This is a genomic window from Sphingobium sp. SG1, assembly GCF_057063145.1.
On the sequence record NZ_JBVVOJ010000007.1, the window covers coordinates 197,910 to 221,456 of the forward strand.

The window sequence follows — 23,547 nt, forward strand, 5'->3', positions numbered from 1 at the left end:
AGGGGCATGACCGATCCCTTCGCCCTTTTCGACGAGTGGTATGCGCAGGCGCGCGAGACCGAACTCAATGACAGCAACGCCATGGCGCTGGCCACGGCCGATGCACAGGGCCGCCCGTCGGTCCGCATGGTGCTGCTCAAGGGCCATGGCCCCGACGGCTTCATCTTCTATACCAATTTCGAAGGGCGCAAGGCGGGCGACCTGCTCGCCAATCCGCATGCCGCCCTGCTGTTCCACTGGAAGTCGGTGCGCCGCCAGATCCGGATCGAGGGCAGCGTCGGCCCGGTCGACGACGCTACCGCCGACGCCTATTTCGCCACTCGCAGCCGCGATAGCCAGCTGGGCGCCTGGGCCTCCGACCAGTCCCGCCCCCTGCCCTCGCGCGCCGTCTTCATGGATCGCTATGAAGAAGTGCGCGCCCGGTTCGAAGGCGGCCCGGTGCCGCGCCCACCCCACTGGTCGGGCTTCCGCCTGACCCCGGAACGGATCGAGTTCTGGCAGGATCGCGAGCATCGCCTGCATGAACGGCGCGTCTTCACGCGCCAGGAAAATGGCTGGAACGAGGGGCTTCTCTACCCCTGAGCGAGCACCATGCCATTGTCCTGCCGTAAAACAGGGCGCGGAATATGGTGGCTCATTCGTCTATCCCCGCACAGTCCAAGCCTGCCCGATTGCGGGCTGGCCGGGCGCCTGTTAGGTGTCACCACCCAGCAGAACAGAATGAATGCGCGGGCGGACCGCTCGCTGGCTAGAGGAATATAATGCGAAATCGACTGACGGCCTACATCCTGACAGGCATGGTCCTGGGCGTGATCGTGGGCTTCGTGGCCAATCTCTGGGTCGGCGGGGATGAAGCGCTGGCCAAGGATGTGGCGGGCTATTTTCACCTTCTGGCCGACATCTTCCTTCATCTGATCAAGATGATCATCGCGCCTTTGGTCTTTTCCACGCTGGTCGCGGGCATCGCCCATATGGGCGACAGCGCGGCGCTGGGGCGGATCGGCGGGCGCGCGCTCGCCTGGTTCATCATCGCCAGCCTGATCTCGCTGACCTTGGGCCTGATCTTCGTCAATTTCTTCGAGCCGGGCGCCGGCCTCAACCTCGTCCGGTCGGGCGCGGATGCAGGCGTCAACACCGAAGCGCTCAATTTCCGCGACTTCATCCTGCACGTCTTCCCGACGTCGATGATCGGCGCGATGGCGGACAACCAGATCCTGCAGATCGTCGTCTTCTCGCTGTTCGTCGGCGTGGCGTTGACCGCCATCGGCGAAAAGGGCAAGCCGATCATCACCGTGATCGAGGCGCTGGTGGAGCTGATGCTGCAGGTCACCGGCTATGTCATGCGGGTCGCGCCGCTCGCCGTGTTCGGCGCCCTCGCCTCGTCGGTGACGGTGCAGGGCCTGGGCGTGCTCAAAACCTACGGCGCGCTGGTCGGCGAATTCTACATCGCCCTCATCTGCCTGTGGGTGCTGCTGTTCGGCGCGGGTGCGATTTTCCTGGGCAAGCGGATGTTCAAGCTGATCCGCTATGTCCGCGAACCGATCCTGATCGCCTTCTCGACCGCCTCGTCGGAAGCCGCCTATCCCAAGATGCTGGAACAGCTCGACCGGTTCGGCGTGCCGCGCCGCATCTACAGCTTCGTGCTGCCGCTGGGCTACAGCTTCAACCTCGACGGCTCGATGATGTATGCGACCTTTGCGACCATCTTCATCGCCCAGGCCTATGGCATCGACCTGCCGATCGCGACACAGATCACGATCCTGCTCGTCCTGATGGTCACCAGCAAGGGCATCGCCGCCGTGCCGCGCGCCTCGCTGGTCGTGGTCGCCGCCACGCTCGGCCAGTTCGACCTGCCGGTCGAAGGCGTCGCCTTCATCCTGGCGGTCGACCATTTCATGGACATGGGCCGCACTGCCACCAACGTGCTGGGCAATGCCATCGCCACTTCGGTCATCACCAAGTGGGAAGGCATGCTGGAAGTGGAGGAGCCGGTCGACGTGCCCCATCCCAAGGCGCCGGCCCATACCCCGTCCCATGGCCGGGCGGGGCTGGAACTGGCCTCCGACATGGTCGACGAAGACCGCAAGGGCTAAGGCCCGCGCTTCAATGCCAAAGAAAAAGCCCCGCCTGCATCATGCCGGCGGGGCTTTTTGTTACCTTACCACAGGACACCACGCACCGGCGTGACAGGATCTGGCGCCGGATCGCCGATCGACTGGAGCAGGTCGATCTCGATCGTCCGGCACATCGCGGTCAGCGGCACGTCATGCACGCTGTCGGCAAAGGGATCGGTCAGATCATCGCCGATCCGTAGCACCGCCATGAACATCAGCCCCGCCACCGTCGAACCTAGCGGCGTGGCGAAACCCAGCGTCTCGACCAGCCCGATCGGCAGCAGGATGCAAAAGAGATGGGTGAAGACCACCGGCAGCAACCGATATTGGAAGGGCAGCGGCGTGTTCTTCAGCCGCTCCATCCCGCCCTGGGCATTGGCGATGTCGACCAGCACCTTCTCCATCTGGGTCTGCTGGATGGTATCGATCCAGCCTTCCCGCCGCGCCATGTCGATCCGCCGGCCGGTGCTATCGAGCAGGCCATTGGCCGGATTGGTGCGCGCCAGCGCCTTGCCCTTGTCCTCCTCGCGCAGGAATTTGGTCACATCCTCGCCGATCGTCTGGCGCCGCAACTGGCAGCGCAGCGCATTCACATAGGCAATCTGGCGCTTGACGATCTCGCGCTTGAGGTCGCGGGCCTCCGGATCGGGCAGGAAATTGCGCGCAGACCGCGCCAGGCTGCGCGAGGCGTTGATCATCGCCCCCCACAATGTGCGCCCTTCCCACCAGCGTTGGTAACTGCTGTTCGACCGGAAGCCCAGGAACAGGGCGAGGGCCGAACCGAAGATGGTGAGCGGCAGCGATGGGGCCTTGAACGGCAACAGATAATAAGCGGCCGTGACCGCACAGTCCCACACGAACAGCGCGGTCAGCGGTTTCCACACTTCCGATGCGATCCGGCGCATGCTGGGGACGGCATCAACGATCATGCAAGACTCCTTCTGGTGAACCGGCCCAACGCCCGAGCATGCGGCTATGCTCCGTCGATGCCCTAACGAAACGAAATATTGCCGGCCGCGCAACCCGCTTCCGCATGGCTCGTTGGTCGGGAGGAAGAGGAGAGGCCATGAGTGATCCGGGCACAGAGGAACAGGTGGGCCGACGCGCGGCCTTCTCGCTGCAATGGCAGATGCTGGCCGGCTTCCTGATCGGCCTCACCGCTGGGCTGATCGCCTATGCCGTAACCCCCGGCGCGCCCTGGATCGATGCGGTCACCCGCTATCTCACCGGTCCGATCGGGCAGGTCTTTCTGCGCCTGCTGTTCATGCTCGTGATCCCGCTGCTGGTCTCCGCGCTGATCGTCGGCATTGCCGAAATGGGCGAGATGCGTTCGCTGCGCCGGGTGGGCCTTCGCACCCTCATCTATACGCTGATCGTGTCCGGTGTCGCCGTCGTCATCAGCCTGGCGCTGGTCAACCTGCTGCAACCGGGCGGGGGCGTCGATCCGGCACAGGCGCGCGCGCTGCTGGCCGATGCGGGACAGGGGGCGCAGGCGATCCTCGATCGCGGCGCCGACACGCCCACCGGCATGCAGGCGCTGATCGCGATCGTCCCCGACAATGTGATCGCGGCGATGGCCGACAATGACATATTGGCGGTGATGGTCTTCGCCCTCTTCTTCGGCATTGGGCTGGTGCTGGTGCAGACGAAGGAAACGAAGCTGTTGCTCGACGCGATGGAGGGTCTGTTCGCGGTGACGATGCGCCTCATATCGATCGTCATCCGCCTGGCGCCGATCGCCATCGCCTGCTTCATGTTCAACCTCGCCGCCCAGTTCGGCTGGGACTTGCTGCTGCGCCTGTCCGCCTATGTCGGGGTCGTGCTGCTGGCGCTCGCGATCCAGATGTTCGGCATCTATTCGCTGCTGATCGGCCTGCTGGCGCGCCGGTCGCCGCTGCGCTTCTTCGCCGCCGTGCAGGAAGCGAGCGTCATGGCCTTCGCCACCGCCTCCTCCAATGCCACCCTGCCGACCGCCATCCGCGTTGCGGAAGAGAATCTGCACCTGCCGCGCCGCATCGCCCGCTTCGTCCTGACCATCGGCGCCACTGCCAACCAGAATGGCACGGCGATGTTCGAGGGGATCACCGTCCTGTTCCTCGCCCAATTCTTCCATGTCGACCTCAGCCTTGGTCAGCAATTGATGGTGATGCTGGTCTGCATATTGGGCGGGGTCGGCACGGCAGGCGTGCCCGCCGGGTCGCTGCCGGTGGTGGCGATGATCCTGGCGATGGTCGGCATCCCGCCCGAGGGGATCGGGCTGGTGCTGGGCGTCGACCGGCTGCTCGACATGTGCCGCACCGCGCTCAACGTCACCGGCGACCTGGTGGCGGCAACGGTGATATCGGCGCGCGAGGAAATCAGCGCTGCGCCTTCGCCGCCTGCGCCCACCAGATGAGCGTGTCGGCGAACCCGGCAAAGCCCCGATCCAGCGCCGCACCGCCTTCGCCCTGGGGCTGGGCCTGCTCGTCCAGCGCCTGCTGGATCTGGCCGACGCTCAGCCGCTCGGGCATTACCGCCATGCCCATGGCGGACAGCGTCACCGTCCAGTCGGCATGGCTGTTGACCCCAGCGAAGCGGCCCATTGAATAGCTCGCGATCGCGGCCGGCCGGCGGTCGAACTCCTTGAGATAATGGTCGACCAGATTCTTGAGGCCCGGCTGCATGCCGCGATTATATTCGCCCGCAACGAACACGAAGGCATCGGCAGCGGACAGGCGCTCGGCAAGGTGCGCCATGGCGGCGGGCGCCTCGCCGGCGGGATAGTCGCTATAGCGCAGGTCGAGCATCGGCAGGCCCACGGCCTTGGCATCGACCAGTTCCGCCCTGTGCCCCAGCCCTTCAAAGCTGCGGATCAGATAATCCGCCAGCCGTATGCCGAGCCGGCCGCGCCGATAGGAACCGTAGAGGACGAGGATATCGAGTGCCATGCGGAGCCTCCTGCCTTGATGTCGAAAGACTTGTCGCATCCTGTCCCGATCGGGTCCAGCCGGCCTTCCAATCTTTCAATATTTCACGATGCGAAATTGCATTTCACATGACGGAACGCCATCATCACATCAATGACCGACACGGGAGGATGCGGATGAAGAGGATGGCGTTGCTGGCCTGCATGGGCCTGCTGATGGCCAATGGCGATGTCGCGCCGGGCAAGCCGATCAGCCCGCGCTTTGCCGGCGATCCCTCGCCGCACTGGTTCGACGACCGCTGGTATCTCTACGCCACCGACGACGCCTCCAATTCCGGCCGCTACTGGGACAGCACGAGCTGGCGCCTCTACAGCTCGACCGACATGAAGAGCTGGAAAGACGATGGTGCTTTCCTCGACGTCACCACCTTCAAATGGGCACGGCCCGATGCCAAGGCCTGGGCCCCCGAAGTCGCCCAACGCAACGGACGCTATTATTTCTATGCGCCGATCGGCGGCGACCGGATCGGCGTTGCGGTGGCCGACCGCCCCCAGGGGCCTTATCGCGACGCGCGCGGCGACGCGTTGATCGACAAGGCGCGAGACGCCAATGCCGGTGCCGAACCGATCGACCCCGCCGTCTTCATCGACACGGACGGACAGGCCTATCTCTATTTCGGCACCCGCGTGCCCAAGGTGGTGCGGCTGAAGCCCGACATGATCCATGTCGACGGTCCGATCATGGATGTCGCCGTCACCGGACTGCCGGCCAGCGACCCCAAGAAGAAATATGGCGAGGCGCCCTATCTCCACGCCCACAAGGGCCGCTATTATTTCAGCTTCTCGACCGGCTGGCCCGGCCAGATCATCTACGGCACTGCCGCCTCGCCGCTCGGCCCCTTCGCCTATGGCGGGGTGATCCTCGATTATCTGCCGATCTCGACCAATCATCAGGCGATCGTGGAGCGGGGCGGCAAGAGCTGGCTCTTCTATCATGACAAGCTGTTGCCCGGTGGCGGCGATCACCGGCGCTCGATCACCATCGCGCCGCTGACCTATGCCAAGGACGGGGTCATCCTGCCGGTCGAGCGCCACGCCCGGAATGAGGAAAGGCCGGACGTTTCCGCCCGGCCTTCTCATCTCTCAGCGCAGCTTGGCGATCGATAGACCGTCCTGCTTGGCGCGGGTCTTCACCGATTCCTCGCTGCGGGTCAGCGCCTTGGCGATCGCCTTCAGCGCCATGCCCTTCTTGGCGAGCGTGTGCAGCTTCTGGACCTCATCCTGGGTCCAGGGCTGCTTGTGCCGCTCGAAACGTTCGCCGGCCATGCCCCTTAATCCGCGAAGGGATCGCGGACGAGGATGGTGTCGTCGCGTTCCGGGCTGGTCGACACGAGCGTGACCGGGCAACCGATCAGTTCCTCGATGCGGCGGATATATTTGATCGCCTGTGCCGGAAGCTCCGCCCAGCTGCGCGCGCCGGCGGTGGTTTCGCTCCAGCCGGCAATGCTTTCATAGATCGGCTCGGCCTTGGCCTGGTCCTGCGCATGGGCGGGCAGATAGTCGAAGCTCTGGTCGCCGATCTTGTAGCCGACGCAGATCTTCAGCTCTTCAAAGCCGTCGAGCACGTCCAGCTTGGTCAGCGCAATGCCGGTCACGCCCGAAACCGCGACCGACTGGCGCACCAGCACCGCGTCGAACCAGCCACAGCGGCGCTTGCGACCAGTGACGGTGCCGAATTCATGGCCACGCTCGCCCAGGCGTTGGCCCACGTCATTTTCCTGCTCGGTCGGGAACGGGCCGGACCCGACGCGGGTGGTATAGGCTTTGACGATGCCCAGCACGAAGCCGGCGCCATTGGGGCCAAGACCGGTGCCGCTCGCCGCCGTGCCCGCCACCGTGTTGGACGAGGTGACGAAGGGATAGGTGCCATGGTCGATGTCGAGCAAAGTGCCCTGCGCGCCTTCGAACAGGATACGCTTGCCTTCCGACTTCGCCTTGTTGAGCGTCAGCCAGACGGGCTTGACGAAGGGCAGGATGAAGGCGGCGATCTCGGTCAGGTCGGCCATCAGTTGGGCGCGATCGATCGGTGCTTCACCAAAGCCAGCGCGCAGCGCGTCATGATGCGCGGTCAGCCGGTCGATCTGCAGGTCGAGATCGTCGAGATGGGCGAGGTCGCAGACGCGGATGGCGCGGCGGCCGACCTTGTCCTCATAGGCCGGGCCGATGCCGCGACGGGTGGTGCCGATCTTGCCGGCGCCCGACGCATCCTCGCGCAGGCCATCGAGGTCGCGGTGGAAGGGCAGGATCAACGGGCAGGTCTCGGCGATCTGCAGGTTTGCCGGGGTGATCTCGACGCCCTGGCCCTTCAGCTTGGCGACCTCGTCACGGAAGTGCCAGGGGTCCAGCACCACACCATTGCCGATCACCGACAGCGTGCCACGCACGATGCCCGACGGCAGCAGCGAGAGCTTGTAGACCTTCTCGCCGACGACCAGCGTGTGGCCGGCATTATGGCCGCCCTGGAAACGGGCGACGACATCGGCGCGCTCCGACAGCCAGTCGACGATCTTGCCCTTGCCTTCGTCACCCCATTGGGCGCCGATCACGGTAACATTTGCCATGGATACACTCCTCCGCCCGCCGCGCGGACCGGCCATGCCCTTCGACGGGACTCGGCATGCCGGTGGAATAGGATGGGCGGGGTACGCCCTGTGCGGGGCGCGCGTTAGCCGGGCGGGACCAATGCGTCAAGGTTGGAGGCACATTACACTTTGATACCAGGTGCCGACTTTACGGCAGGATGCGCCCTCGCGATCATGGCGGCGCAGGGGGCAGCGAAGGACGATCCATATGCGCAGACGGCTGATTCCCATCCTGATTCTCTCCCTGCTCGCGGGCACGCCGATGGCCGCCCAGGGCCAGACGGCCGCCGCGGCGCCGCAGGCCATGACCTATGGCCATGATCCATTGCAGGCGATCGATTTCTGGCCGGGCAAGAGCGCCAAGGCACCGCTGGTCATATTCGTCCATGGCGGCGGCTGGAAGCGCGGCAGCAAGGACAATGCCACCGGCGCGGCCAAGGCGCCCCATTATACCGGCCTTGGCTATGCCTTCGCATCGATCAATTACCGGCTGGTGCCCGATGCGACGGTCGAGAGCCAAGCGCAGGACGTCGCCGATGCCGTCGCCCGTCTGCGCAGCCAGGCGGCGACACTGGGGGTCGATCCCAACCGCATCATCCTGATGGGCCATAGCGCCGGCGCGCATCTGGTCGCGCTGGTCGGCACCGACATGCGCTATTTCGCCAAGGCCGGGCTGAAGCCCGATGCCGTGCGCGGCATCATCGCACTGGATGGCGCGGCTTATGACGTGCCAACGCAGATGGCGCAGGGCGGCCGATTCATGGCGAAAACCTATGAACAGGCGTTCGGCACCGATCCGGCGCGGCAGAAGGCGCTATCGCCCACCTTGCAGGCGGCAAAGCCCAACGCCCCCGATTTCCTGCTGCTCCATGTCGATCGGATCGACGGCACCGCCCAGTCCAATGCGCTCGCCGCCGCGCTGCGCAAAGCGGGAACCCCGGTAGAGATCCATGCGCTGCCCGGACGCGGGCTGCGCGGCCATATGCAGATCAACCGCGAGATGGGCGATGCCGACTATGCCGGCACCGGCATCGTGGACGCCTGGCTGCGCCGGCTGTTCGGTCAATAAGCGCGGGGTTCGACGCCATCCAGCCAGTGCGAACAGCGCTGGGCCGCGCCATCTTCGCCGTTAGCCAGGGCCGCAACCGTGTGCCAGCCCTCGGCCCGCAGCGCGGCCGCGCGCACGGCATCATGGCCGACCGGCAGGAACAGGCGCCTGGGCCGCTCGTCGCCAAAGCCCGCGTCGATCAGCGGATCGGGATAGAGCGAAAAGCCCATGGCGGGCTCATCCGTTTCGCCAGCACGAGCAATGGCATAGCTGCCGCCACGGCCGACCTCACCGATGAAGCCCTCGGCAAAGATGGAGAAGCCGAACCAGTTCTGGAATTCGAAACCGTGCCGTTCGGTCGGGTCGAGGGTCAGGGTGATGTCCCAGCCGATCGGCTTGGCGATCGCGCGCAGGCCCGCGATGCGGCTGTCGATGGCGCCACCCAGGCTGGCGCTGAACGCCTCCAGCCGTTCCATCGCGGCGTGGAACGGGCCAGTCGCCTCGATCAGCGGCAGATAGGCGGCGGCGGCCGGGCTGATCGCCACCAGCGCGCCGGCATCCTTGGCGTCCAGTTCGGCGCGCACGGCTTCCAGTTCCTCTGCCCCCAGCGGCAACGGACCAGCAGCCAGCGCGTCGATCAGGTCGGGCAAGGTGAAATCGATGGTGATGCCGGTGACGCCGGCGGCAGTCAGCGCCTCGATCGCGATGTTGACGATCTCGACCGCGGCGGCGGCGCTGTCGCTGCCGATCAGTTCGGCGCCCAGCTGCATCTTCTCGCGCTCGGGGCGCAGCTGGCTCGCCTTCTGGCGGATCACCGGCCCGGCATAGGACAGGCGCAACGGACGCGGCGCGCTGCGCAGGCGGGTGGCGGCGATGCGACCGACCTGCGCGGTCATGTCGGGGCGGAAGGCCAAAGTGCGCTGCGACACCGGGTCGACGGCACGGACCAGATCCTGCGCGCGCATCGACTTGAGCCGCTGGGTCAGTGTGTCCTCGAACTCCGCCAGCGGCGGCATGACCCGCTCATAGCCATGGGTCGCGACCGTATCGAGCACGCGGCGCGCCAGGCGCGCGGAAGCTTCGGCCTGCGGCGGCAGGCGATCGGATAGCCCCTCCGGGAGCAGGCTTGGCGGGATCATGGTCATGAGACAGGCCCTTTAGCGGAATTTTGGGGTTAGGCCATCCCCTACCCCCGTTCGGTTCGAGCTTGTCGAGAACTGTTCTCGACGACGCTTCTCGACAAGCTCGAAGCCTGTCCTGAGCGCCTGCCTTGCAGGCAGTCGAAGGGCTGCTCGAACCGAACGGCAGATATTTAGGTCAGCTTAGGCAAAGCGCAGCAGCTTCACCTGCTTCACGCCGGCGAGGTTGCAGATCGCCCAGCGCAGCGGTTCGGTGACGGTGCCGTCCACCGACAGCAGCAGCACGGCTTCACCGCCCTGGTTGCGACGGCCCAGGTGGAAGGTGCCGATATTGACGTCCGACTCGCCCAGCTTCGAGCCCAGGCGACCGATGAAGCCCGGCGCATCCTGGTTGACGATGTAGAGCATGTGGCCGTCGAGATCGGCTTCGACCTTGATGCCGAACAGCTCGACCAGACGCGGCTGGGCATGGCCGAACAGCGTGCCGGCCACCGACTTGTCGCCTGCTTCGGTCGAAACGGTGACGCGCACCAGCGTCTGATAGTCGCCCTCGCGGTCATGGCGCACTTCACGCACGTCCAGGCCACGCTCCTTCGCCAGGAAGGGCGCGTTGACCATGTTCACCGTGTCCGAATAGACGCGCATCAGGCCGGCCAGCACCGCGGCGGTGATCGGCTTCTGGTTCAGCTCGGCGGCATGGCCCTCGACCTCGACCGCAACGCCGGTGATGGCATCGCCTTCCAGCTGGCCGATCAGGCTGCCCAGCTTTTCCGCCAGCGCCATATAGGGCTTGAGCTTAGGCGCTTCCTCGGCCGACAGGCTGGGGACGTTCAGCGCATTGGTGATGCCGCCGTCGAGCAGATAGTCGCTGAGCTGTTCAGCGACCTGCAGCGCGACATTGACCTGCGCTTCGTCGGTCGATGCGCCCAGATGCGGGGTGCAGATGAAGTTCGGCGTGCCGAACAGCGGCGATTCCTTGGCCGGCTCGGTCTGGAACACGTCGAGCGCGGCGCCCGCGACATGGCCCGAATCCAGCGCGTCCTTCAGCGCCGCTTCGTCGATCAGGCCGCCACGGGCACAGTTGACGATGCGCACGCCCTTCTTGGTCTTGGCCAGATTTTCCTTCGACAGGATGTTGCGGGTCTGGTCGGTCAGCGGCGTGTGCAGCGTGATGAAGTCGGCCTTCGCCAGCAGCGTGTCGAGATCGGCCTTTTCCACGCCCATTTCCACGGCGCGCTCGGGCGTCAGGAAGGGATCGAAGGCAACGACCTTCATCTTGAGGCCGAGCGCGCGGCTGGCGACGATCGACCCGATATTGCCGGCACCGATCAGGCCCAGCGTCTTGCCGGTCACTTCCACGCCCATGAAGCCGTTCTTGGGCCACAGGCCCTGCTGCGTCTGGGCATTGGCTTCGGGGATCTGGCGGGCTAGCGCGAACATCAGTGCGATGGCATGTTCGGCGGTGGTGATCGAGTTGCCGAACGGCGTGTTCATCACGATCACGCCCTGGGCCGATGCGGCCGGGATATCGACATTGTCGACGCCGATACCGGCGCGGCCGATGACCTTGAGGTTGGTCGCGGCGTCGAGAATCGCCTTGGTGACCTTGGTCGAGCTGCGGATGGCCAGGCCATCATAAGCGCCGATCATCGCGGCCAGTTCTTCCGGGGTCTGCCCGGTGATGACGTCAACCTCGACACCACGCTCGCGGAAGATCGCGGCGGCGCGGGGGTCCATCTTGTCGGAAATGAGAACCTTGGGCATGGGAATATCCTTCTGGAATATCTGTAACCGTTCGGGCTGAGCGAAGTCGAAGCCCTCCACTGAGCGAAGCGAAGTGGCCTCCCTATCGGTCGGCCGAGCCCTTCGACTTCGCTCAGGGCGATCGGAATTTAAATGAAGTTAGGCAGCCTTGGTCTGAGCGTAGGCCCAGTCGAGCCACGGGCCGAGCGCCTCGATATCGGCGGTCTCGACGGTCGCGCCGCACCAGATGCGCAGGCCTGCCGGGGCGTCGCGATAGCCCGCCACGTCATAGGCGGCGCCTTCCTTCTCGAGCAGGCCAGCGAAGGCCTTGATGAAGGCTTCGTCGGCGCCCTCGACGGTCAGGCAAACGCTGGTGGTCGAGCGCGAGGCTTCGTCGACGGCGAGATGGCCGAGCCAGTCGCGTTCGGCGACGATCTTGCCCAGCGCCGCCGCATTGGCGTTGCTGCGCGCGATCAGGCCCTGGAGGCCGCCCAGCGACTTGCCCCATTCCAGCGCAAAGATCGCGTCCTCGACAGCCAGCATCGAAGGGGTGTTGATGGTTTCGCCCTTGAACACGCCTTCAGCCAGCTTGCCCTTGGCCATCAGGCGGAACACCTTGGGCAGCGGCCAGGCGGGGGTGTGGTTTTCCAGACGCTCGACGGCACGGGGGCCCAGGATCAGCACGCCATGGCCGCCCTCGCCGCCCAGCACCTTCTGCCAGGAGAAGGTGGCGACGTCGATCTTGGTCCAGTCGATCTCATAGGCGAAGACCGCGCTGGTGGCGTCGGCGAAGGTCAGGCCCTCGCGGTCGGCCGGGATCCAGTCGGCATTGGGCACGCGCACGCCCGACGTGGTGCCGTTCCAGGTGAACAGCACATCGTTCGAGAAGTCGACGGTGGAAAGGTCGGGCAACTGGCCATAGTCGGCACGGATCACGGTCGGGTCGAGCTTCAGCTGCTTGGCGGCGTCCGTCACCCAGCCTTCGCCGAAGCTTTCCCAGGCCAGCGTCGTCACCGGGCGGGCGCCCAGCATCGTCCACATCGCCATTTCGAAGGCGCCGGTGTCGCTACCCGGCACGATGCCGATGCGGTGGGTGTCGGGCAGGTTCAGCAACTCGCGCATCAGGTCGATGCTGTAGGCGAGGCGGGTCTTGCCGATCTTGGCGCGGTGCGAACGGCCGAGCGACTCAGTGGCCAGCTTGGCGGCATCCCAGCCCGGAGGCTTGGCGCAGGGACCGGAAGAGAAAAAGGGGCGAGCCGGACGGGTTGCGGGCTTTGCGGCAGGCGCAATGGTGGCGTCAACGGCAGTCAGATCAGTCATGTAATGCGTCTCCTTACAGAGAGCACGCGCGGCGTTGGGACCGCGTGGCCCGTCGGCCGCCCTAAAGATTTCGGAAAAAGAGTCAAGCCGCAGCAAAATGCGACGAAATGACAGCGCCGTTAACCCATCAGCCCGGAAAGCCGTGGTAAATGCGGGATTGATGGTAGAGCGGGCGACGAAAAATTCGGTATGGCGCAGCGCGGCCCTGGCCGCGACGATGGCGAGCATGCTGGCCGCCTGCAGCGGCGACCTGGTGCCCAAAGGTCGAGTCGCGCGTGCATCCAAGCCGGTGAAGAGCGCGCGCCCGGCCACCCCGCCCGCGCCGCCGCCACTCGAAACCCGGCAATGTTTCGCCAAGCTGCAATCCCAGTCGGTCGCCTTCACCCCTCTGCCCGATCAGAATTTCGGCGGCGGATGCAGCGCGATCGGCAGCGTCAAGCTGCTCGACATCGGTGTGCCGACCTCGGGTCTGGGGGCCATGACCTGCAACCTTGCCGCCAATTTCGCCGCCTGGTCGCGCTATGCCGTGCAGCCCGCCGCCCGGCTGATCCTGGGCGCGGAGATCGAGAAGATCGAGACATTCGGCACCTATAATTGCCGGCCGATCGCGGGCAGCGGCAAGCTCAGCGAACATGCCCACAGCAATGCAATCGACGTGTCCGCCTTCGTGCTGAGCGACGGGCGGCGGATCAGCGTCGAGAAGGACTGGAATGGTGACAAGCGCACCCGCCAGTTTCTGGAAGTGGTCCATGCCAGCGCCTGCAAGCGGTTCAACACGGTGCTGTCGCCCGACTATAACGCCGCCCATCATGACCATTTCCATTTCGACATGGGCGGCCGCGGCGGCTTTTGCCGTTAAGCGGTAATCAGAAACGCGGCGGTTTCTGCCGCTGAGCGGAAATAGCCAACTTGGCGGATTTCCCCGCTAACGGTCTTGGCATTGTCACCTGCCGCGCCTAGCTTGTTGGGAATGACCAAGAAAGAAATTGAAGAACGCAAATTCCGCCCCGCACGCCAGGAAGCGGACGACGCCAGGAAGGCGATCGAAACCCCCCAGACCAGCAGCGCCGCCTACAAGCTCGCCTTCCAGGACAATGAGTTCCTGCTGCGCGAGGATCTGCGCCCTGTGCGCTTCCAGCTCGAATTGCTCAAGCCCCAGTTGCTGATGGACGAGGCGCGGATCGAATCCACCTTCGTCTTCTACGGCTCCGCCCGCATTCCCGAACCCGATCAGGTCCAGGCGCGGATCGACGCCGCCACCACCCCGCAGCAAAAGAAGATCGCGGAAAATCTGGGCAAGAAGGCCCGCTATTATGAGGAAGCGCGCAAGCTGGCGCGGATCGCGGCGCAATATCCGGTGAACGCCGCGGGTTGCCGCCACTTCGTCGTCTGCTCGGGCGGCGGTCCCTCGATCATGGAAGCGGCCAATCGCGGCGCGGTCGATGTCGGCCAGACGACGATCGGCATGAACATCGTGCTGCCGCATGAACAGGCGCCCAATCTGTTCGTCACGCCGGAACTGAGCTTCCAGTTCCACTATTTCGCGCTGCGCAAGATGCATTTCCTGCTGCGCGCCCGCGCGCTCGCCGTCTTCCCTGGCGGCTTCGGCACGTTCGACGAGATGTTCGAACTGCTCACCCTGATCCAGACCGGCAAGATGAAGCCGATCCCGATCCTGCTGTTCGGCAAGGATTTCTGGAACAAGGTGGTGGATTTCGAGGCGCTGGCGGACGAGGGCGTGATTTCGCACAATGACCTCAACCTGCTGACCTGGGTCGAGACGGCCGAGGACGCCTGGGCCGCGGTGCAGGACTTCTATCACGACAGCGAAGCGCCCGGCTGCGGCTGATGCGGCCGATCCATGGGGCCTTTGCGCCCTTGCCCTAATCCCCGGCGGGGATTAGGGCGCGGCCATGCGCGCGGACCTGGCCCATGTCGACACCTGGATCTTCGATCTGGACAATACGCTCTATCCGGCGAAGGCGGACCTGTTCGCGCTGATCGACGTGAAGATGGGCGAATATATCCAGGGCCTGCTGGGCTGCGACCCGGCCGAGGCGCGGATCGTCCAGAAACGCTATTTCATGGAGCATGGCACGACCCTGTCGGGGCTGATGCACCATCATGGCATCGAGCCGCGCGAATTTCTCGACTATGTCCATGACATCTCGATGGAGCGGCTGGCGGTCGACACTGCCCTCAACGCCCATATCGCCGCCCTGCCCGGCCGCCGGCTGATCTTCACCAATGGCGATGCCACCTATGCCGGCCGCGTGCTCGACAGACTGGGCCTGACCGGCGCGTTCGAGCTGATCCACGACATCCACGCCTGCCGCTATGTGCCCAAGCCCGATCCGTCGGGCTATGCCGAGCTGTGCAGCGTCCACGCCGTCGACCCGACCCGCGCTGCCTTTTTCGAGGACATGGCCCGTAATCTGAAGCCCGCCAAGGCGATCGGCATGACCACCATCTGGGTCAATAACGGATCGGAAGCGGGCAATCACGACCATCATCCCGATTTCATCGATTATGAAACCGACCATCTGACGCCGTTCCTGGCGGATATTTTTGGGGAAAGACCATGAGCCAAGATCTGATCGCGATCATCGACGCCGCCTGGGAGGACCGGGCCAACATCAACCTGTCGACCCAGGGCGACGTCCGCCAGGCAGTCGACAAGGCGCTGGCCTTGCTCGACAAGGGCGAACTGCGCGTCGCCGAACCGACCGAAGCCGGCTGGCAGGTCAACCAGTGGGCGAAGAAGGCCGTGCTGCTTTCCTTCCGCCTCAACGACAATGTCATGATCGATAATGGTCCGGGCGCCGGTCACTGGTGGGACAAGGTGCCCAGCAAGTTCGCTGGCTGGGACGAGGCCGCCTTCCGCGCCGCCGGATTCCGCGCCGTGCCGGGCAGCTTCGCCCGCGCCGGCAGCCATATCGCCAAGAATGTCATCCTGATGCCCAGCTTCGTCAACATCGGCGCCTTCGTCGATGAAGGCACGATGGTCGACACCTGGGTGACGGTCGGCAGCTGCGCCCAGATCGGCAAGAATGTCCATCTGTCGGGCGGCGTCGGCATTGGCGGCGTGCTCGAACCGCTGCAGGCCGATCCGGTCATCATCGAGGATGACTGCTTCATCGGCGCCCGTTCGGAAGTGGTCGAGGGCGTGCGCATCGGCAAGGGCTCGGTGCTGTCGATGGGCGTATTCATCGGCCAGTCGACCAAGATCATCGACCGCGCCACCGGCGAAGTGTTCATGGGCGAAGTGCCGCCCTACTCGGTCGTCGTCCCCGGCTCGCTGCCCGGCAAGCCGCTGCCCGACGGCACGCCCGGCCCCAGCCTCTATTGCGCCGTGATCGTCAAGCGCGTCGACGCGCAGACCCGGTCGAAGACCGGCATCAACGAACTGCTGCGCGACTAATCGAGCGAGGGGGCGGTCCGCCGCCCCTTCACCCCTTGAGCGCGAGCGGCAGGCCCGCCGCAACAAACACAACTTGATCCGCCACCGCCGCGACCCGCTGGTTCAACGTGCCGGCCAGATCGCGAAAGCGCCGCGCCAGCGCATTGTCGGGCACGATACCCAGCCCCACTTCATTGGCGACCAGGATGATCGCCCCGTCATGGGCCAGGATCGCGGCACAGAGCGCGTCGGCCGCCGCCTCCCCATCCCGATCCGCCAGCAGCAGGTTGCTGGCCCACAAGGTCAGGCAGTCGACCAGCACGGTCTTGCCCCGCGCCGCCGCGATCGCGCCCGGCAGGTCGATCGGCGCCTCCACTGTTTTCCATTCCGGCCCGCGATCGGCCCGATGCCGGGCGATCCGGTCGGCCATTTCCGCGTCCCAAATCTCGGCCGTGGCGATGAAGACGTGCGCGCCGGGCAGCGCTTCCGCCGCTGCCTGGGCATGGCGGCTCTTGCCCGATCGCGCGCCGCCCAGCACCAGCAGACTGCTTCTCATATCATGTCTCCAGCAAACAGTGCCTGCAGCCCGGCCACCAGCCAGAGCAGCAGGCAGGCCTGAACATAGATGGCCAGCGCCCAGCGCAGGTCGAGCGGATCGGCATCACTCCGCCCGCTGCCGATCCAGGGCTTGTCGTGGCGCACGCCATCATAGCGGATCGGCCCGGCCAGCCGCAGGTCGAGCGCGCCGGCCATCGCCGCTTCGGGCCAGCCGGCATTGGGCGAGGCATGGTTGCGCGCGTCGCGCCACATCACCCGCCAGCCGCCCCCGCCCGCCAGGCAGAGCAGGCAACCGGCCAGCCGCGCCGGGATCAGGTTCATGAGGTCATCGGTGCGCGCCGCCGCCCAGCCGAACGGCCCCCAGGGGGCTTCGCGATGGCCGATCATGCTGTCGGCCGTGTTCACCGCCTTATAGGCCCAGACGCCCGGCAGCCCCAGCAGCAGCAACCAGAAGAAGGGCGCAACGACACCATCGCAGAAGCTCTCCGCCAGACTCTCGATCGCGGCGCGGGTCACGCCGCTTTCATCGAGCGATTGCGTATCGCGGCCGACGATCATGCCAACCGCCTCCCGCGCCGCCGACAGATCATCGGCCGCCAGCGCGCGATGGACCGCGCGGACATGGCTATAGAGGCTGCGCAGCGCCAGCGCCGGATAGGCCAGCAGGCCGATCAGCATCCAGCTCCACGGCTGCGGCGACCAGAGGCGGAGCAGATATTGGACCAGCCATCCGCCACCGCCCGCCACCGACAGCAAAAGCAACAACGTTGCAATCCCGCCCATTTTCCGGGCGAGAGCGCTACGCGCCGGATCATTCCAGCGCGCGGCACAATGATCGATGAGCTGCGCAAAGCTGCCGACCGGATGGCCGACCCGGCGATAGAGCGCGGCCGGCCAGCCGACCACCGCATCCAGCGCGAGCGCCAGCAACGCAACCGGATCAGCCATGGCGCAGCGCCCGTTCCAGTCGGGCCAGGCCCATCGCGTCGGCCGGCAGGCCGATGCGCAGCCAATGCGGCTGACTATCGAAGGGCCGGGTCAAAATCGCCTGCCCTGCCAGCCGCTCGAACAGGGCCGTGGCATGGGGCGTTTCGATCAGGCGGAAGAGCGGGCTTTGGCCGATCGGTTGATAACCGTGGCCCAGCAGCAGCGCGTCGAGCGCCTGCGCCTCCCGCTGGAGCTGATCGCGCATCGCTTCTATCCAAGCTCTATCACGATAGGCTGCCGTGCCGATGGCAATGGCGGCGGCCGACACCGGCCAGGCACCCAGCCGCTCCCGCACCCGCGCGATGATCGCGCGCGGCGCCACCAGAAAACCGAGGCGCAGGCCGGCAAGCCCGAAAAACTTGCCGAAGGAGCGCAACAGCATGAGGCGGCGATCGTCGGCCACGAAGGGCGCCAGGCTGATGCCCGGATGGCCATCGGCAAAGGCCTCGTCCACCACCAGCCAGCCATCCGGCCCGCGCCGGTCGAGCAGGGGCAGCAGATCGGCCACGCCATGGATGCGCCCGTCGGGATTATTGGGATTGGCGAGGATCAGCGTCTGCCCGTCCGCCTCGTCCAGATGGTCGAGATCGACCGGCGCCGCGCCGGACACCATCGCGCCATGGGTGCGATAGGCCGGGCTGGCATGGCGGACCGAACCGTCGAGCAATGTGCCAACGAGGCGCAGGCCAATCTCCGTCCCCGGCAGCGCGCAGACATGATCGGCCGCGACGCCGAAATGATCGGCCGCCGCCTGTTCGAGCGCGCGCAGCCCCTGCTCGTCGGGCAAGGCGCGCCAGTCGATCGCCTGCTCGGCAGCGCCGGGCCAGGCATGGGGATTGATGCCTGTGGATAAGTCGAGCCAGCTTTCCGGCGCACCGCCAAAATGCGCGCTCGCCGCCGCGACACCACCGCCATGCCATGTCCAGCGCGTCGTCATGCCGTGCCGCCCGCGATCAGGACGACGAAAAGCAGCCCGCTTTCAACCAGTTCGATACCCGCGCCATGGCCATCGCCGGAAATGCCGCCCAGCTTGCGCTTCAGCCACAGGCCCCAGACCAGCATCAACAGCGGCGCCGCGAGCAGGGCCGGCAGCCACCAGGCGGCGATTATCAACAGACTTATCCACAGGGAGATGTGGATCGTTTTGACAGCATCGGCAAAGCGCGCGCCCAGCCCGGCGTGCAGGGGCGGCAGCATGCGCGCCCACAGCAGCGGCCCGATCCGCGCGGCAAAGGGAATGAGCAGCAGCGGCAGCATCATGCCCCGCTCGACCAGCGCATGGAGCAACAGTAGCTTGGCGATCAGTTGCAGGCCGATCGCCACCACGCCGAAACTGCCGACATGCGGGTCGGCCAGCACCGCCTGCAGCCGGTCGCGCCCCTTATGTACCGCGCCGCAGGCGTCGGCGATGTCTCCCAAGCCGTCGAGATGCAGCGCCCCGGTCACGCCGACCCAGCAGAGCAGCCCGGCCAGCGCCCCGATCCAGGGATCGATGCGAACGCCAAGATTGACAGCGAACATGACAGATAGACCGACAATCGCGCCGACCGCCGGAAACCATCGGATCGACCGTGCGAAGTCTGTCTCGTTCGCTGTCACCTTCGGCATCGGCAGGCGGGTCAGAAACTGGATGGCAAGGACCAGCCCCTTCATGGGCGCAGGCCCGTGATGCGGGCGAGCGGCGGTTCGCCGGTCCAGCGTTCCAGCGACAGCAAGGCGGCATAGGGCAGGCCGAAGCTCCAGCTCTGCTGCACGCTGAACCCGCACAGATGGGCCAGCGCCGCGCGCATCGCCCCGCCATGGGTCAGCACCAATGTGGGGACGCGCGGCAGATCCTCGACCGCATCGGCGATCCGTCCCAGCAATGCCGTCCATCCCTCGCTGCCCGGCGGCGCGAAGCCATCGGGATCCTGCCAGAAACGGGCGAGCCCCTCGGGATCGACATCGGCCGGGGCCAGACCATCCCAGATGCCGAAATCCAGTTCCCGCCAGCGCGGATCGACCCATACCGGCAAGCCGGCGCGCTCGCCGATCGCGGTCGCCGCCTGCCGGGCGCGCTGCAGGTCGGACGTCACGATCATCTCGATCTCCAGCCCCTCCGCCTGCGCCAGGCAGGCATCGATGCCCGCGCGCGTCGGCACGCTGTCGGTCCGCCCCAGCAACAGGCCGGGCGTCTCGGGCGCGCCATGCCGCAGCAGGTGGAGCGGCATGCCCATCATGTCGCGATCGACACCGCCGCCTCGGCAAAGGTCGCCATGCCGCTATGCGCGGCTACGGCCGCACGGACGATATTAGCCGCAACCGCCGCGCCGCTGCCTTCGCCCAATCGCATGTCGAGGCGCAGCAGCGGTTCAAGGCTCATTTTTTCCAGCAGCAGGCCATGGCCAGGCTCGGCCGAGCAATGACCGGCCAGGCAATGGTCGGCAAAGGCCGGCACCTGCGCCACCAGCGGCGCGATCGCGGCGCAACTGATGAAACCATCGAGCAGCACCGGCACGCCCAGCTGGCGGGCGCGCAGCACCGCGCCGGCAATCGCCGCCAGTTCGCGTCCGCCCAGCCGGCGCAGCGTTTCAAAGGCGCTGTCCGGCGCATCGGCATGGAAGGCGAGCGCGCGATCGATCGTCGCGATCTTGCGCGCGATCCCCTCGCCATCGACGCCCGTGCCGGGACCAACCCAGTCACTGACCTTTCCGCCGAAGCTGCGGGCGCTCAGCGCGGCGGCGGCGGTCGAATTGCCGATCCCCATTTCGCCCACGACCAGCAGGTCCAGATCCTCTTCGGCCGCCGCCGCGCCGATCGACAGCGCAGTCAGGCACTCCTCCTCGGTCATGGCCGGGGCGATGGTGAAGTCCGCCGTTGGCCGGTCCAGATCGATCGATCGCACCGCCAGTTCCAGCCCGGCCACACCGGCCAGCGCGTTAATCGCCGCGCCGCCGGCGGCGAAATTGGCGACCATCTGCGCGGTCACGGCGGCGGGATAGGCGCTGACGCCATGGACGGTGAAGCCATGATTGCCGGCAAAGATCGCGGCACGCGCCCGCTTCAGGCGCGGCACCGCGCGCCCCTGCCAGCTTGCCATGAAGATCGCAACATCCTCCAGCCGGCCGAGCGCGCCGAGCGGCTTGGTCAGTTCCGCCTGCCGCGCGCGTGCAGCCGCGCTCGCCAGTTCCTCGGCCGGCGGCAGATTGGCCAGGGCATTTTCGAAATCGGTGATCGAGGCGAAGCTCATTCGACGACAAATCCTTCCGGCGGGGTACGGGTGATGAAATGGCCCTTCACGCCTTCGGGCCATTCGCGAAAGGCGACGCGGCCATGCTCGCTGGCGGCATAGGCAATGGCATAATCGAGGATCGCGCGCGCCGCATCGGCATCCGGTGTGAACCGCCCCATTACATAGCCGACCTTGCCCGGCGCGCGCAGATGGACGGTGCAATGATCCTGGCAGGCGAACAGGCAGGGCATGTCCTGCACCGCGACGGCGGCATAGCGCGGGTCGGAGGCCTGCACCGTGCGCAGCGCCTCCGCCAGCCGTGCCCCGCCACGCACGCCCTCCGCATCCTCCCGCATCGTCGCCGAATGACGGCAGGTATTACAGGTGACAATGGCGGGGCCGGGTTCGACGGGGCGCAGCATCAGAAACGCCCCCGGAAGCCGGCATAGATGCTGCGGCCGAGCGTGCCATAGCGATAGGCCGTCATATAGTTCTCGTCGAAGAGATTTTCGACGCGGGCGAACAGGCGCAACGCCGGGGTGAACGCATATTCGGCGCGCAGGTCGACCAGCGTATAATCGTCCAGCCGCGTCGTGTTGGCCGCATTGTCATAGCTGTGGCCGGACCAGCGCAGCGCCGCGCCGGTGGTAAGGCCGAAGGGCCAGGCATAGCTGATCGAACCATTGGCGCTGTTACGCGGCCGGCGCGGCAGCCAATTGCCTTCGTTCGCGGTCCCTTCCGAACGATCCTCCGCCACGGTCCAGCTATAATTGCCGTCGATGATCAGCCCCTTGACCGGCTCGATCGCCACCTGCGCCTCTATGCCATGCGCCTTGGCGCGCGCGACATTGAGATAATAGCCATAGCGGCGGGTGGTGGTGCCGGGCGTGAAGCAGAGCGGATCGGTCGAGCTGGAGGAACAGCTATTATAGATGATCTGGTCGGTCGTGGTCCGATCAAACCAGGTCGCACCCAGTCGCAGTTTCTCGCCAAAGAAACGCTGCTCCGCGCCCGCTTCCCAGCCATGGGCGCGTTCGGGATCGAGCGCCTGATTCCCATATTCGGAAAAGAGCTGATAGAGGGTCGGCGCCTTGAACCCCTCGCCATAGCTGGCGCGCAGCACCGTCCCGGTCGGCAGCGCCCAGACGCCACCAGCGGAAAAAAGGGTCCGACCGCCATAGCGGTTATGATCGTCATAGCGCAGCCCGCCGGTCAGGGTCAGGCCCGTAATCGGCTGGGCATTGAGCTGGCCATAGACGCTGGTGATCTCCGCCTTGCCGCGGGCCGGATCGGGAATCGGCACCGAAAGCGACGCCGAAGGTGACACGCTGCGGAAGCGGCTATTCTCATTCTCCACCCCGAACAGCGCGGTCCAGCCATCGGCGATCGCGAAGCTGCCCTGATATTCCAGCCGCTGGTTGCGCCCCGCCGCGTCGAACGTCTGCTTGCGCGGGTTGCGCGGATCATAATTGTCGCGATCGGTGTCGGTATAGCCATAGCCGAAACGGTTGCGGAACCGGCCGTCGAGCAGTGCGACGTTAAGGCCGGCATAGCCGACAAATTCGCGATTGGTGCCATAGGCGGGGCTGTCCGCGCTGGTCGCGTCGAAATCGACCCGCCCATCGGAATAATAGCCGCGCAGATCGGCGCTGATTCCGTCCGCCAGAGCCACCTCGACCCGGCCGGTGACGCTGCGGTTGGTATAGCCGTCCTTTTCCTTGCCACCAAAAGCCGGGCTGATCGCCGAAATGCCGTCGGTGGTGAAGCTCTGGCCGCCGATCCGCCAGTTGACCGGGCCGGTCTTCCCACCCAATGCCGCGCGGGCACTGACCGTGTCACGCGACCCCGCCTCTATGTCGAAACTGCCCTCCAGCGGCTGTTCGGGCATGGCGGTGACGACATTGACGACGCCACCGATCGCCTGACTGCCCCACAGGGTCGACTGGGGACCGCGCAGCACTTCTATGCGCGAGGCGTCGCCGACCAACAGATTGGCGAAATTATAGCCGCCGCCGGCCGAGGACGGATCGTTGAGCTTGACGCCATCGATCACCACCACGGTCTGGTCGGATTCCGCGCCGCGGATGCGCAGCGACGTCGCCGTGCCATAGCCGCCATTGCGCGAGATGCTGACACCCGGCGTGCGCAGCAGCAATTCGGTGACGCCCAGATCCTGCGCGCGGTCGATCGCTGCCTTGTCGAGCACGGTGACGGAGGCCGACACCTGATCCACCGGCGTGGCGAGGCGGGTCGCCGTGACGAGGATCGAGGATGCCCCGGCATCGGCGGCGGCATCGGGCGGTGGTGCCTGCTGCGCCTCTTCGGCGAAAGCGGTGGTGGAGAGAAGGAAAGAACAGAAAGTCAGATATTTGAACACATAAGCCCCCGGACGAGGGACCGCATCCCAGGGACGATATCGGTGCCCGGCCGGGCGCGACATGGTCCCCGCAATTTGCGGTCCACCTGTCGCCACGCGGGTT

24 protein-coding genes are annotated in these 23,547 nt (G+C 66.0%); 9 read left to right on the top strand and 15 right to left on the bottom strand.

Annotation, left to right across the window (positions count from 1 at the left end):
- The first annotated feature begins 6 nt into the window (after nt 1-6).
- Both pdxH and AC0KVN_RS16845 read left to right on the top strand, forming a co-directional pair.
- Nucleotides 7-582 (top strand): pyridoxamine 5'-phosphate oxidase, encoded by a 576-nt coding sequence (pdxH, locus tag AC0KVN_RS16840; RefSeq protein ID WP_037521916.1) that lies wholly within the window; start codon nt 7-9, stop codon nt 580-582.
- Nucleotides 583-761: 179 nt separating this feature from the next.
- A complete protein-coding gene (locus tag AC0KVN_RS16845; RefSeq protein WP_004209753.1) occupies nt 762-2,093 on the top strand; it encodes a dicarboxylate/amino acid:cation symporter in 1,332 nt (443 codons plus the stop codon).
- 65 nt (nt 2,094-2,158) lie between these two features.
- On the opposite strand, the gene AC0KVN_RS16850 is transcribed toward AC0KVN_RS16845, so the two are convergent.
- Nucleotides 2,159-3,043 carry a bestrophin family protein gene (locus tag AC0KVN_RS16850; protein WP_435567632.1) on the bottom strand — a complete coding sequence of 295 codons (885 nt, stop codon included), beginning with the start codon at nt 3,041-3,043 and terminating at the stop codon, nt 2,159-2,161.
- A 137-nt stretch (nt 3,044-3,180) separates the two neighbouring features.
- Between AC0KVN_RS16850 and AC0KVN_RS16855 the strand changes: the two genes are divergently transcribed.
- Complete coding sequence (locus tag AC0KVN_RS16855) at nt 3,181-4,509, top strand: dicarboxylate/amino acid:cation symporter (protein WP_435567631.1); 1,329 nt, start codon at nt 3,181-3,183, stop codon at nt 4,507-4,509.
- Here the strand turns inward: AC0KVN_RS16855 and AC0KVN_RS16860 are convergent.
- Nucleotides 4,472-5,041: an NADPH-dependent FMN reductase gene (locus AC0KVN_RS16860; protein WP_435567630.1), complete on the bottom strand. Its 570-nt coding sequence runs from the start codon at nt 5,039-5,041 to the stop codon at nt 4,472-4,474. The genes AC0KVN_RS16855 and AC0KVN_RS16860 overlap by 38 nt on opposite strands.
- Nucleotides 5,042-5,196: 155 nt before the next feature.
- Here AC0KVN_RS16860 and AC0KVN_RS16865 point away from each other — a divergent pair, with 155 nt between their 5' ends.
- Nucleotides 5,197-6,186, top strand: a complete 990-nt coding sequence (locus AC0KVN_RS16865) for a family 43 glycosylhydrolase (protein WP_435567629.1) — start codon at nt 5,197-5,199, stop codon at nt 6,184-6,186.
- On the opposite strand, the gene AC0KVN_RS16870 is transcribed toward AC0KVN_RS16865, so the two are convergent.
- A complete protein-coding gene (locus tag AC0KVN_RS16870; protein WP_004209747.1) occupies nt 6,163-6,345 on the bottom strand; it encodes a hypothetical protein in 183 nt (60 codons plus the stop codon). The genes AC0KVN_RS16865 and AC0KVN_RS16870 overlap by 24 nt on opposite strands.
- A 5-nt stretch (nt 6,346-6,350) precedes the next feature.
- A complete protein-coding gene (locus AC0KVN_RS16875; protein ID WP_048936184.1) occupies nt 6,351-7,640 on the bottom strand; it encodes an adenylosuccinate synthase in 1,290 nt (429 codons plus the stop codon).
- A gap of 229 nt (nt 7,641-7,869) precedes the next feature.
- Between AC0KVN_RS16875 and AC0KVN_RS16880 the strand changes: the two genes are divergently transcribed.
- Nucleotides 7,870-8,730, top strand: coding sequence for an alpha/beta fold hydrolase (locus AC0KVN_RS16880; protein WP_435567628.1), 861 nt, complete (start codon nt 7,870-7,872; stop codon nt 8,728-8,730).
- On the opposite strand, the gene AC0KVN_RS16885 is transcribed toward AC0KVN_RS16880, so the two are convergent.
- The 3 genes from AC0KVN_RS16885 to AC0KVN_RS16895 form a co-directional block, all read right to left on the bottom strand.
- Nucleotides 8,724-9,854, bottom strand: a complete 1,131-nt coding sequence (locus AC0KVN_RS16885; protein ID WP_435567627.1) for an ATP phosphoribosyltransferase regulatory subunit — start codon at nt 9,852-9,854, stop codon at nt 8,724-8,726. The two genes, AC0KVN_RS16880 and AC0KVN_RS16885, sit on opposite strands and share 7 nt — an antisense overlap.
- 177 nt (nt 9,855-10,031) lie before the next feature.
- On the bottom strand, nt 10,032-11,612 hold the full coding sequence (gene serA, locus AC0KVN_RS16890) for a phosphoglycerate dehydrogenase (protein ID WP_010335574.1): 1,581 nt from the start codon (nt 11,610-11,612) through the stop codon (nt 10,032-10,034).
- Nucleotides 11,613-11,750: 138 nt separating this feature from the next.
- A complete protein-coding gene (locus AC0KVN_RS16895; protein ID WP_279729470.1) occupies nt 11,751-12,911 on the bottom strand; it encodes a phosphoserine transaminase in 1,161 nt (386 codons plus the stop codon).
- 160 nt (nt 12,912-13,071) lie between these two features.
- Here AC0KVN_RS16895 and AC0KVN_RS16900 point away from each other — a divergent pair, with 160 nt between their 5' ends.
- From AC0KVN_RS16900 to dapD, 4 genes are all read left to right on the top strand, one after another.
- On the top strand, nt 13,072-13,770 hold the full coding sequence (locus AC0KVN_RS16900; RefSeq protein WP_048936180.1) for an extensin family protein: 699 nt from the start codon (nt 13,072-13,074) through the stop codon (nt 13,768-13,770).
- A 111-nt stretch (nt 13,771-13,881) separates the two neighbouring features.
- A complete protein-coding gene (locus AC0KVN_RS16905; protein WP_010335571.1) occupies nt 13,882-14,760 on the top strand; it encodes an LOG family protein in 879 nt (292 codons plus the stop codon).
- A gap of 64 nt (nt 14,761-14,824) precedes the next feature.
- On the top strand, nt 14,825-15,496 hold the full coding sequence (locus tag AC0KVN_RS16910; protein ID WP_313394739.1) for a pyrimidine 5'-nucleotidase: 672 nt from the start codon (nt 14,825-14,827) through the stop codon (nt 15,494-15,496).
- A complete protein-coding gene (gene dapD / locus AC0KVN_RS16915; protein ID WP_017502548.1) occupies nt 15,493-16,332 on the top strand; it encodes a 2,3,4,5-tetrahydropyridine-2,6-dicarboxylate N-succinyltransferase in 840 nt (279 codons plus the stop codon). Before AC0KVN_RS16910 ends, dapD begins: the two co-directional genes overlap by 4 nt.
- 28 nt (nt 16,333-16,360) lie before the next feature.
- Here the strand turns inward: dapD and cobU are convergent, their stop codons facing one another.
- From cobU to AC0KVN_RS16955, 8 genes are read right to left on the bottom strand one after another with little or no spacing between them, the layout of a single operon-like run.
- Entirely contained in the window at nt 16,361-16,867 is a 507-nt protein-coding gene (gene cobU, locus AC0KVN_RS16920) for a bifunctional adenosylcobinamide kinase/adenosylcobinamide-phosphate guanylyltransferase (protein ID WP_435567626.1), read from the bottom strand.
- The gene (gene cbiB, locus AC0KVN_RS16925) at nt 16,864-17,817 is read right to left on the bottom strand and encodes an adenosylcobinamide-phosphate synthase CbiB (protein ID WP_313394742.1); all 954 of its coding nucleotides are present in this window, start codon (nt 17,815-17,817) and stop codon (nt 16,864-16,866) included. The genes cobU and cbiB overlap by 4 nt, the downstream gene beginning before the upstream one ends.
- Entirely contained in the window at nt 17,810-18,793 is a 984-nt protein-coding gene (cobD, locus tag AC0KVN_RS16930; protein ID WP_313394743.1) for a threonine-phosphate decarboxylase CobD, read from the bottom strand. The genes cbiB and cobD overlap by 8 nt, the downstream gene beginning before the upstream one ends.
- Complete coding sequence (locus AC0KVN_RS16935) at nt 18,790-19,509, bottom strand: adenosylcobinamide-GDP ribazoletransferase (RefSeq protein WP_435567625.1); 720 nt, start codon at nt 19,507-19,509, stop codon at nt 18,790-18,792. Before AC0KVN_RS16935 ends, cobD begins: the two co-directional genes overlap by 4 nt.
- Entirely contained in the window at nt 19,506-20,075 is a 570-nt protein-coding gene (locus AC0KVN_RS16940; RefSeq protein WP_435567624.1) for a histidine phosphatase family protein, read from the bottom strand. The genes AC0KVN_RS16935 and AC0KVN_RS16940 overlap by 4 nt, the downstream gene beginning before the upstream one ends.
- Complete coding sequence (gene cobT / locus AC0KVN_RS16945; RefSeq protein WP_435567623.1) at nt 20,072-21,085, bottom strand: nicotinate-nucleotide--dimethylbenzimidazole phosphoribosyltransferase; 1,014 nt, start codon at nt 21,083-21,085, stop codon at nt 20,072-20,074. Before cobT ends, AC0KVN_RS16940 begins: the two co-directional genes overlap by 4 nt.
- On the bottom strand, nt 21,082-21,489 hold the full coding sequence (locus AC0KVN_RS16950; protein WP_314715639.1) for a DUF1636 domain-containing protein: 408 nt from the start codon (nt 21,487-21,489) through the stop codon (nt 21,082-21,084). Before AC0KVN_RS16950 ends, cobT begins: the two co-directional genes overlap by 4 nt.
- Entirely contained in the window at nt 21,489-23,444 is a 1,956-nt protein-coding gene (locus AC0KVN_RS16955; protein ID WP_435567622.1) for a TonB-dependent receptor plug domain-containing protein, read from the bottom strand. The genes AC0KVN_RS16950 and AC0KVN_RS16955 overlap by 1 nt, the downstream gene beginning before the upstream one ends.
- Between the last annotated feature and the right edge of the window lie 103 nt (nt 23,445-23,547).